This window comes from Arthrobacter sp. (genome assembly GCF_030540645.1).
GTDB lineage: Bacteria > Actinomycetota > Actinomycetes > Actinomycetales > Micrococcaceae > Specibacter.
Window position 1 is genome coordinate 320 of the sequence record NZ_JAUNVV010000110.1, and the last position, 9,902, is coordinate 10,221.

9 protein-coding genes and 1 pseudogene are annotated in these 9,902 nt (G+C 62.4%); 9 read left to right on the plus strand and 1 reads right to left on the minus strand.

From position 1 onward, the window contains the following. Both infB and rbfA read left to right on the plus strand, forming a co-directional pair. On the plus strand, positions 1 to 2,148 hold a 2,148-nt coding region (gene infB, locus Q4P21_RS15045; protein WP_303389541.1), incomplete at its 5' end, for a translation initiation factor IF-2. Between the two features lie 170 nt (positions 2,149 to 2,318). After that, positions 2,319 to 2,732 (plus strand): annotated as a pseudogene (gene rbfA / locus Q4P21_RS15050) (30S ribosome-binding factor RbfA); the annotation flags it as partial. Positions 2,733 to 2,903: 171 nt separating this feature from the next. On the opposite strand, the gene Q4P21_RS15055 reads toward rbfA, so the two are convergent. Continuing rightward, entirely contained in the window at positions 2,904 to 3,680 is a 777-nt protein-coding gene (locus tag Q4P21_RS15055) for a hypothetical protein (protein WP_303389542.1), read from the minus strand. A 117-nt stretch (positions 3,681 to 3,797) separates the two neighbouring features. Here Q4P21_RS15055 and truB point away from each other — a divergent pair, with 117 nt between their 5' ends. The 7 genes from truB to Q4P21_RS15090 form a co-directional block, all read left to right on the plus strand. Beyond that, entirely contained in the window at positions 3,798 to 4,808 is a 1,011-nt protein-coding gene (gene truB / locus Q4P21_RS15060; RefSeq protein WP_303389543.1) for a tRNA pseudouridine(55) synthase TruB, read from the plus strand. Continuing rightward, a complete protein-coding gene (locus tag Q4P21_RS15065) occupies positions 4,805 to 5,209 on the plus strand; it encodes a hypothetical protein (RefSeq protein ID WP_303389544.1) in 405 nt (134 codons plus the stop codon). Before truB ends, Q4P21_RS15065 begins: the two co-directional genes overlap by 4 nt. Further along, positions 5,206 to 5,631, plus strand: coding sequence for a hypothetical protein (locus Q4P21_RS15070; RefSeq protein ID WP_303389545.1), 426 nt, complete (start codon positions 5,206 to 5,208; stop codon positions 5,629 to 5,631). The genes Q4P21_RS15065 and Q4P21_RS15070 overlap by 4 nt, the downstream gene beginning before the upstream one ends. A gap of 2 nt (positions 5,632 to 5,633) precedes the next feature. Further along, positions 5,634 to 6,824, plus strand: a complete 1,191-nt coding sequence (locus Q4P21_RS15075; protein ID WP_303389549.1) for a GNAT family N-acetyltransferase — start codon at positions 5,634 to 5,636, stop codon at positions 6,822 to 6,824. A 60-nt stretch (positions 6,825 to 6,884) separates the two neighbouring features. Beyond that, positions 6,885 to 7,826 carry a bifunctional riboflavin kinase/FAD synthetase gene (locus Q4P21_RS15080; protein ID WP_303389546.1) on the plus strand — a complete coding sequence of 314 codons (942 nt, stop codon included), beginning with the start codon at positions 6,885 to 6,887 and terminating at the stop codon, positions 7,824 to 7,826. Between the two features lie 172 nt (positions 7,827 to 7,998). Next, positions 7,999 to 8,268, plus strand: a complete 270-nt coding sequence (gene rpsO, locus Q4P21_RS15085) for a 30S ribosomal protein S15 (RefSeq protein ID WP_303389547.1) — start codon at positions 7,999 to 8,001, stop codon at positions 8,266 to 8,268. 357 nt (positions 8,269 to 8,625) lie between these two features. Beyond that, positions 8,626 to 9,902: polyribonucleotide nucleotidyltransferase (locus Q4P21_RS15090; RefSeq protein ID WP_303389548.1), on the plus strand; the 1,277-nt coding region annotated here is incomplete at its 3' end.

Genomic DNA, 9,902 nt, shown 5'->3' on the forward strand with positions numbered 1-9,902 from the left:
CGCCCCGGCGCACCGCGCCCCGGTGGTCCCCGTCCAACTCCCGGCATGATGCCCAACCGCACCGAGCGCCCTGCTGCTCCCGGTCGCGGAAATGACCGTCCCGGCGCGCCGGGTCGGGGTCGTCCGGGTGCTCCGGGCGCCACGCCCGGTGGTGCACCGGGAGGCGCGCCCGCCGGTGGTGGCTTTGGCAAGGGCGGCCGCGGACGCGGCGGCACCCAGGGCGCCTTCGGCAAGGGCGGCGCAGGCCGTGGCAAGCAGCGCAAGTCCAAGCGTGCAAAGCGCCAGGAACTGGAGCAGATGAGCGCACCGTCATTGGGTGGCGTCTCAGTTCCCCGTGGTGACGGCAACACCGTCATCCGCCTGCGCCGTGGCGCGTCCATCACGGACTTTGCCGACAAGATCGAGGCAAACCCGGCAGCATTGGTGACAGTGCTCTTCCACTTGGGCGAAATGGCCACGGCCACGCAGTCCCTGGACGAAGACACGTTCGCACTTTTGGGCACGGAGCTCGGCTACAAGGTCCTGGTTGTTTCCCCTGAAGACGAAGAGCGTGAACTGCTCAGCAGCTTCGACATCGACTTCGAAGCCGAGCTTGAAGCTGAAGGCGACGAAGATCTCGAGATCCGTCCTCCCGTTGTCACTGTCATGGGTCACGTTGACCATGGTAAGACGCGCCTGCTGGATGCCATCCGGAAGTCGGATGTTGTTGCCGACGAACACGGCGGCATCACCCAGCACATCGGTGCCTACCAGATTGTGCACGAGCATGAGGGTACCGAACGCAGCATCACGTTCATTGATACTCCCGGTCACGAGGCGTTCACCGCCATGCGTGCCCGTGGTGCCAAGGTCACCGACATTGCGATCCTTGTGGTCGCTGCCGATGACGGCGTCATGCCGCAGACCGTTGAAGCCCTCAACCACGCCCAGGCAGCCAATGTGCCGATCGTGGTTGCAGTGAACAAGATTGACAAGGACTCGGCGAACCCGGAGAAGATCCGTGGCCAGCTGACCGAATACGGTCTGGTTCCTGAAGAATACGGTGGAGACACCATGTTCGTGGACGTATCTGCTCGCAACAACATCAACATCGAGGAACTCCTTGAGGCTGTGCTGTTGACTGCTGATGCTGCCCTGGACATGCGCGCCAACCCGAACAAGGATGCCCGCGGTATTGCCATTGAAGCGAACTTGGACAAGGGCCGCGGTTCCGTGGCAACTGTGCTGGTTCAGTCAGGTACCTTGCACGTCGGTGACATCATTGTCGCCGGCACCGCACACGGCCGGGTTCGTGCCATGTTCGACGAGAACGGTGACGTCATCTCCGAAGCCGGGCCCTCACGTCCGGTCCAGGTACTGGGTCTGTCCAATGTTCCCCGAGCAGGCGACACATTCTTTGTCACCGGTGACGAGCGCACGGCACGCCAGATCGCTGAAAAGCGTGAAGCTGCGGACCGCAACGCGGCCCTGGCCAAGCGTCGCAAGCGCATCAGCCTGGAAGACTTCGACCAGGCCGTTGCCGACGGCAAGGTCGACACGCTTAACCTCATCCTCAAGGGTGACGTTTCAGGTGCCGTTGAGGCCCTGGAAGATTCGTTGCTCAAGATCGATGTTGGCGAAGGTGTACAGCTGCGCGTCATCCACCGCGGTGTGGGTGCCATCACGCAGAACGACGTCAACCTGGCCACGGTGGACAACGCCATCATCATCGGCTTCAACGTCAAGCCGGCCGAGCGCGTTGCCGACCTTGCCGATCGTGAAGGCGTTGACATGCGCTTCTACTCGGTCATCTATGGCGCCATTGATGACATTGAGCTGGCCTTGAAGGGCATGCTCAAGCCTGAGTACGAGGAAGTTCAGCTGGGTACCGCGGAAATCCGCGAAGTATTCCGCTCCTCCAAGCATGGCAACATTGCCGGCTCGATTGTCCGCTCCGGCATCATCCGACGCAACACGAAGGCACGTGTGCTTCGTGGCGGGAAGGTCATCGGCGACAACCTCACCGTTGACTCGCTCAAGCGCTTCAAGGATGACGCAACCGAAGTCCGCACGGACTTCGAGTGTGGAATCGGCTTGGGGTCGTTCAACGACCTGCAGACCGAGGACATCATCGAGACGTTCGAAATGCGCGAGAAGCCCCGCGCATAGTCCCCAAGTGCTCCCAGAGTGAGGTCGCAAGCGACCCCACTCTGGGGCCCTCGCACGTGTGGGCCCAACACTAGCTACGGCTGGGCGTCCGCATGGACGCCCAGCCGGTTTTGCATTCCCTGGGATGGTTTCAGGACCATCCCCGCCTTTCCACTTTTAAGGAGTTCATCATGGCTGATTCAGCCCGCGCCTCGAAACTTGCACAGCGCATCAAGGTTGTGGTGGCCGAGGGCCTTCGCTCCAGGGTCAAGGATCCTCGCGTTGAAGGCATCACCGTCACCGATGCCCGCGTCACCAACGACCTGCAGCACGCCACCATCTACTACACGGTCTTTGGCGACGAAACGGCCACGAGCGAAGCCAAGATCGGTTTGGAACGCGCCAAGGGTGTGCTCCGTGCCGAAGTGGGCAAGAACATCACTGTGCGCCTGACACCGACACTGGAATTTGTGGCCGACGTCATCCCCGAGAACGCCTCAAACCTGGAGGCGCTCCTGCGGGTGGCCAAGGAACGCGACGCCAAGCTGGCCGAGCTGTCAGCGAACGCCGAATTTGCCGGCGAGGCCGACCCCTACAAGTCGGATGACGACGAGCCCACGGACGATTTGGCTGTTCCTGCCGGCCCGGCCACGCTTTTTTCCCCCATCCGCCGGGGGCCCCGACACCTACCCGCTGAAGGTGACGGGTCCGCCGTCGTCCTGGCCCAATCCATGCCGGTGGAGGGGGCTGCCACTGGTACCCCAGGTTGAACAGGCCTACTTGCCCCAGGTGATGGGGCTCTGGCGGTACTTGTTGTCCTTGTAGTTTTCGTAGCTGAAGTTGGAGTCGTCGTAGCTTGCGGTAGTCACTGCATCACCGGCAGGAGCCAGGAAGACGCTGCACATGTCCTTGCTGGATCCAACCACGTAGCTGAACGTGTCGTCCTTGCCTTCGGTGTCGAACGAGCCGGTTTTGCAATCCGCCATGGTGCCGAACACGATGAGTTTCTGGGCCTCGGTGCCGTCCTTCAAATGACCGGTGATGCGCGGATCGCCAAGTCCTGCCCCAGGCTTTGACAGTGATGTGAGTGTGACCTCACTGAACACGTAGTAAGGGGTTTGCCCGGCAAACTTGGCGGCGTCCTTGAGTGCGGCCAGATCAGCTTCGCTGCCTGCCACAATCTTTGTGACTTTCGTCTCGTAGCCGGCTTCCTTGTACTTTTCCGATCCAGCCTTTCCGGTGTTGCTGTGCGTGTAGGCCACTTCACCAAACTTTAAGCTCGTGCCGGGTTCGGTCAGTTTCGTTGCACCGGCCGGAGCAGCTTCCTTCGGCGCCTGCGTGGTAGCCGGAGCGCTCTTCACATCCTCGCCGCCACGCTCACTCGATTCACCGGTCTGAAGCGGGGACGTTGTCTGTTGCTGCACGGCGGCACTTTCTTCGGCGGCAGGCTTGGAGCCCGCGCCAAGGCAGCCGGTCAATGCCATCGACAAGGCGATGCCAGTGCCCAATGCTGCCAGCGTGCGTTTGCCGCCAACGTGTGCGAGATCTTTCATGGTTCTCCGTCTGTTCGGAATCGAGGGGGTGTTTCCAACAGCGTAACCATCAGCCGTTGCGGCCGCGATGGGGACAACTCACCATCGGGGCGTCCTGGTACGGATATACTTCAAAGCGTGCTTTCTGGACTTGTAATCGTAGACAAACCGCAGGGATGGACCAGCCACGATGTGGTCGGCCGAATGCGAAGGCTTGCAGGAACCCGAAAAGTGGGCCACGCAGGAACTCTTGACCCCATGGCGACAGGTGTGTTGGTGGTGGGCATCAATAAAGCCACCCGGCTGCTGACCTACATCGTGGGCACCTCAAAAACGTACGAGGCCACCATTCGCCTGGGCGCCTCCACCCTCACCGACGACGCCGAAGGTGAGGTCACCTCCACCGCACCCACCGACGGCGTCACGGACAAGGCCATTGAAGCCGGCGTCGCTGCTCTGCGCGGACCCATCGAGCAGGTGCCCAGCAGCGTCAGCGCCATCAAGGTCAACGGAGAACGGGCATATGCCCGCGTACGCTCCGGCGAAGACGTCAAACTCGCGGCCCGGCCCGTCACCATCCACTCCTTCGACATCCTCGCCATCCGCCACGGCGTCGAGGCGCCGGGCACGGACGAGCAGCAGGATCCGGAGGCTGCAAATGCCGGCTCTGCACGGCTGAAGCACGACGGCGTCACGTATGTTGACGTGGACGTCACCGTACGCTGTTCCTCAGGCACCTACATCCGGGCACTGGCCCGCGACCTGGGCGCAGGACTGGGAGTGGGCGGGCACCTGACCGCGCTGCGCCGCAGCAGCGTTGGCCCATACAATTTGGCACAGGCCCGCACCCTGGAAGAACTGGCGCAGGACCTGAATGTCTTTGACATTGCCGACGCCGCACGTGCCCTCATGCCGGTCCGTGAACTCACCGCTGAAGAAGCCGTGGAGCTCTCCTTTGGCCGCCGCATTCCGGCCAGCGCGGAAGGCACGCACACCGTGGCAGAACCGGCCGCAGCGTTCGCCCCCGACGGCACGCTCGTGGCCCTGCTCGCCGATGCCGGCAAGCATGCCAAACCTGTCCTGGTGTTTCCCCCGGACCCCGCACCTGCACCATCTACGCCGGGCGACACCAAGGAGACACTGAAGTGACCGTTGACGCCTGGTTCATCATCGGCACCATTGTGGGGCTGGGATCAACGATCACCTGCATCGTTGCCGCCGCAATGAAAAAGAAGCCGAACGACATCACGTTGCTGACGCTGGCCGCCGTCGAACTCTTCATTGTGGCCTACGCCATTGGTTCACTCGTGCGGATACTTGGCGGACAACACATGGTGGGGGAGCCTTGGGAATTCTGGGGCTACATGTTCACGGCGGCCATGCTGCCCGTGGCAGGTTTTTACTGGGCCATGATGGAACGCACCCACTGGTCGAACTACGTCATGAGCGCGGTGGGGATCACGGTGGTGGTCATGCTGGCTCGCATGGCACAAATTTGGTACGGCACCAGCATGGCCGCACAAGCACTGCAACAAGGAATTGGATCATGAGCACCCCAGACACGAACACACAAGTTGCCCCCCACGGACGCACCACCGGCGCCGGGCGGCTGCTGATCACCGTCTACGGAATTTTTGCCATCTCGGCCACGGTCCGTGCCAGCTTCCAGATCATCTTCCATTTTGCTGACGCCCCCTTGGCCTATCTGCTCTCCGCCTTCGCAGCTGTGGTGTACATTGTGGCCACAATTTCACTGGCCAAGCCCGGGCCCGGCTGGGCGAAACTTGCCACGATCTCCATCTGCATCGAGTTGGTGGGCGTGCTCGTCATCGGTGCGGCGAGCGTCATTGATCCGGCGGCCTTCCCGCATGCCACCGTGTGGAGCACGTTTGGCCGCGGCTACGGCTTTGTGCCGCTGCTGCTGCCCATCATTGGACTGATCTGGCTGTACCGCCACAGAGAATCCAAGTGAAAATGCTGGACCTGCCAACGGCCTGGCCGGTCCTCAGCGACGGGTCCACGTCCCTGCGCCGCTTCAGTGCCGAGGATGCGCCGGCGTTTGCCGCCATGCATCGGGACGCCGAGAACGTGCGGTGGACCGCCTCCGATGCCTCCATGGATGGCGGCCGTGCCGCAGAGCTGATTGCCGGTTCCATTGCACATGGCTGGGAGTCCGGGACCTACTTCCGTTTTGCCGTGGAGGAAGAACGTGACGGCGTGCAGCACGTTGTTGGCACGCTGAGCCTGCACGAGATCTTCTCCACCTCCCGTGGCGGTTCAGCCAGCATCGGCATCAAGATGCTGCCCTCCGGACGCGGCACCGGCTGTGCCGGGCGCGCCGTGGAACTGCTGTGCGGGTATGCATTGGAGAACCTTGGGTTGGAAGTGCTGCACTGGCGCACCACGTCCGGGAACGCCCGCAGCATGGCACTGGCCAAGCGTTGCGGATTCGTACTCGCCGCTGAAATCCCCGGCTACGGGCACTTCGAGGGCCAGGTTGCCGACGGACTGGTGTTCAGCTTGAACCGTGCCCAATTCCGCAACCATGTGCAGGGCACGAGAACACCGCCCGACCTGGACATCCAGCCCGTGGTGCCGGTCCTGCGCTCCGAGTCTGTGGTGCTGCGGGCGCTGACCATGGCCGACGCGCCGCAACTGGTGGAAAACTGCCGGAACATTGAGGCGGTCAGATGGACCACGGTGCCGCTGAACTACACGGATGAACACGCAGAGACCTTCATCAGCTCAATCACCCCGGACGGCTGGAGCACAGGGGAGACGTTGACGTTTGCCGTAGCGGATCCGGATACCGACCACCTGCTGGGCGTCGTGGACTTGCAGTGCAACAACCCCGGCACAGCCGCCGTTGGCATCAACTTTGGCCCGGATGCGCGCGGCACCGGTGCGGCTGCCGCTGCTGTGCGGGTGCTCCTTGACTACGCCTTCAGCCAGCTCAACCTCAGCTATGTGCACTGGAGCGCCATGGTTCCCAATTGGGGCAGCCGCAAGCTTGCCTGGAAGCTGGGGTTCACCTTTGACGGGGAAATCCGCGGCGACTACAACGACCGTGGCACACCGGCAGACCGTTGGGTGCTCTCGCTTGCAGCAACCGATCCGCAGACACCGCAACAGCCTTGGGCGGGACCGGACCCGCTCAGCAGGTAATCTTGAAAGGTCCGGCACGCCCGGCACCGCAACCCACGCCATCAGTGAAAAGGAAAAGTAGTGCAGATTTGGAACTCGCTGGATGAAGTTCCCCAGGACTTTGGCCCCTCCGTGGTCACACTGGGCAACTTTGACGGGTTGCACCGGGGACACCAGGAAGTCCTGGCCCACGTGCGTGCCGAGGCTGCAGCACGCAACGCGCTGTCCGTGGCACTGACCTTCGACCCTCATCCGGCCGTGGTGCACCGGCCCGAATCGGCGCCCGAGCAGATCATGGGCCTGCCCGACAAATTGGCCGCCATGGCAGCACTGGGCCTGGACGGGGTGCTGATCCTGCCCTACACCTTGGAATTTGCCCAACAAACCCCGGAAGAGTTCGTCAAGAACGTGTTTGTCAACGCACTGGGCGCGGCAGCCGTGGTGGTGGGCCACGATGTCCGCTTTGGCCGGGGCAACACCGGCGATCTTGGCACCATGGTTGAGCTGGGCACGGAACTCGGGTTCGACGTCGTCGTTGTCGATGACGAAGGCCACGACCGACGCTGGTCCTCCACCTGGGTGCGCGAAGCATTGCATAAGGGCGAGGTCCATACGGCTGCGCAGGTGCTGGGCCGCTCACACACCATGAGTGGGGAAGTGGTGCACGGCGCCGCCCGCGGCCGCGAACTTGGCTTTCCCACCGCGAACCTGTCACCGGATGCCTGCGGGATCATCCCGGCCGACGGCGTGTATGCCGGCTGGTTGACAGACACGCACGGGCACCGCTGGCCGGCCGCCATCTCGGTCGGGTCCAACCCCACGTTCGTCGGTGTCAGCCGCCAAGTCGAGGCATACGTCATCAACCGGCCGGAGGAGCCCGTCGAGGCGTTCAACCTCTACGGTCAGCACGTCACCGTTGAATTTGTGCGCCGATTGCGCGGTATGGTCGCCTACACAGGCCCCGAAGCGCTTATTGAACAAATGCACCACGACGTCGACGACGCCCGTATGATCTTGGGCTGAAACCGCCGATGAGTCGCATCTCACCCGCGTACTTCGACAGATCCTCGCTTTCTGCACTAAACTGAAAGGTGGAATCCGGCTGCAGTCCGTGGTGGCTGGATTCTTCCGTGCTTGGCCAGGTGACTGGGCAAGGACCGGAAACCATGTTCGCGGTACATTCAAGGAGTTACTTGTGGCATTAGACGCCGCTGTAAAGCAAGAAATCATGCAGGCTTTCGCAACCAGCGAAGGTGACACCGGTTCACCTGAGGTTCAGGTTGCAATGCTCTCACGTCGTATCACCGACCTGACCGAGCACCTGAAGATGCACAAGCATGACCACCACACCCGCCGTGGCCTGATGGGCCTGGTTGGTCGCCGTCGTCGTCTGCTTGGCTACCTCAAGGACACCGACATCACCCGCTACCGTGCGCTCATCGAGCGTCTCGGCCTGCGCCGCTAGTCTGTGAACAAAGGCGGTCTTCCTCCCGTCCGGGACCTTGCGTTCCGGGTGTTGGAAGGCCGCCTTTCACAGTGCAGCGACACTGCGCTGTGAAAAGTGTGCCGGGCCCAGCGCCCATGGCACACACTTCTGCAGTACCAAGGGCAAAACGTTCGTATTCACGCATTCGCGGTCCTCGGTAGTGGCTTCCGGGAGCAAACACTGACAAGTGATTTGCGCCCGTGGGCCTCGATCGATGACCGGGTGTTGTACAGGGAGCCACAGCACCATCCGGTGGTGGCCCTGGGAAGACTACGCATCAGCTCTTGGGCAGGGGTTCAACAAGAACATCTACCAAGAAATGGAGGTGACTCTCTTATGGAGGGTCCCGAGATTCAGTATTCAGAGGCTGTCATTGACAACGGCCGCTACGGCCAGCGCGTCATTCGCTTTGAAACCGGTCGCCTTGCACAGCAGGCAGCCGGCGCCGCGATGGTCTACATCGACGAAGACACCGTTCTGCTGTCCGCCACCTCGGCTGGCAAGCACCCGCGTGAGGGCTTCGACTTCTTCCCGCTGACCGTTGATGTGGAAGAGCGCATGTACGCTGCCGGCCGCATCCCGGGCAGCTTCTTCCGCCGCGAAGGCCGCCCCTCGACGGAAGCCATCCTGGCTTGCCGCCTGATGGACCGCCCGCTGCGCCCGGCATTCGTCAAGGGCCTGCGCAACGAAGTTCAGATCGTTGTCACGGTGCTGGCCATCAACCCCGACGTTTTGTACGACGTGGTGGCCATCAACGCCTCCTCCATGTCCACACAGCTCTCCGGCCTGCCTTTCTCCGGCCCCATCGGCGGCGTCCGCGTTGCCTTGGTGGACGACGGCAACGGAGCCCAGTGGGTTGCGTTCCCGAAGCACTCCGAACTGCAGAACGCCGTGTTCAACATGGTCGTTGCCGGCCGCGTTGCCGGTGACGATGTCGCCATCATGATGGTTGAAGCCGAAGCGACCGACAACTCCTGGAACCTCATCAAGGAACAGGGCCACCAGGCCCCCACCGAAGAGGTTGTTTCCGAGGGCCTCGAAGCGGCCAAGCCGTTCATCAAGGCACTGTGTGAAGCACAGGCCGATTTGGCTGCCCGCGCGGCCAAGCCCACCGTAGAATTCCCGGTCTTCCTGGACTTCGAAGATGACGTCTACGCCGCCGTCGAAAACGCTGCAGCCACCAAGCTGGCCGCCGTGTTCTCGATCGCCGACAAGCAGGAGCGCGACCACGCTTCCGACGCCTTGAAGGACGAGACCATCTCCGCCCTGGCCGGCAGCTTCGAAGGCCGCGAAAAGGAGCTCTCAGCTGCTTTCCGCGCCGTCACCAAGCACGTCATCCGCCAGCGCATCCTCACCGAGCAGGTTCGCATCGACGGCCGTGGCCTGACGGACATCCGCCAGCTCACCGCCGAAGTTGAAGTTCTGCCCCGCGTGCACGGCTCCGCCATCTTCGAACGCGGCGAGACCCAGATCCTGGGTGTCACCACGCTGAACATGCTCAAGATGGAACAGCAGATTGACTCGCTGAGCCCGGTAACGCGCAAGCGCTACATGCACAACTACAACTTCCCGCCGTACTCCACCGGTGAAACCGGCCGCGTGGGTTCACCCAA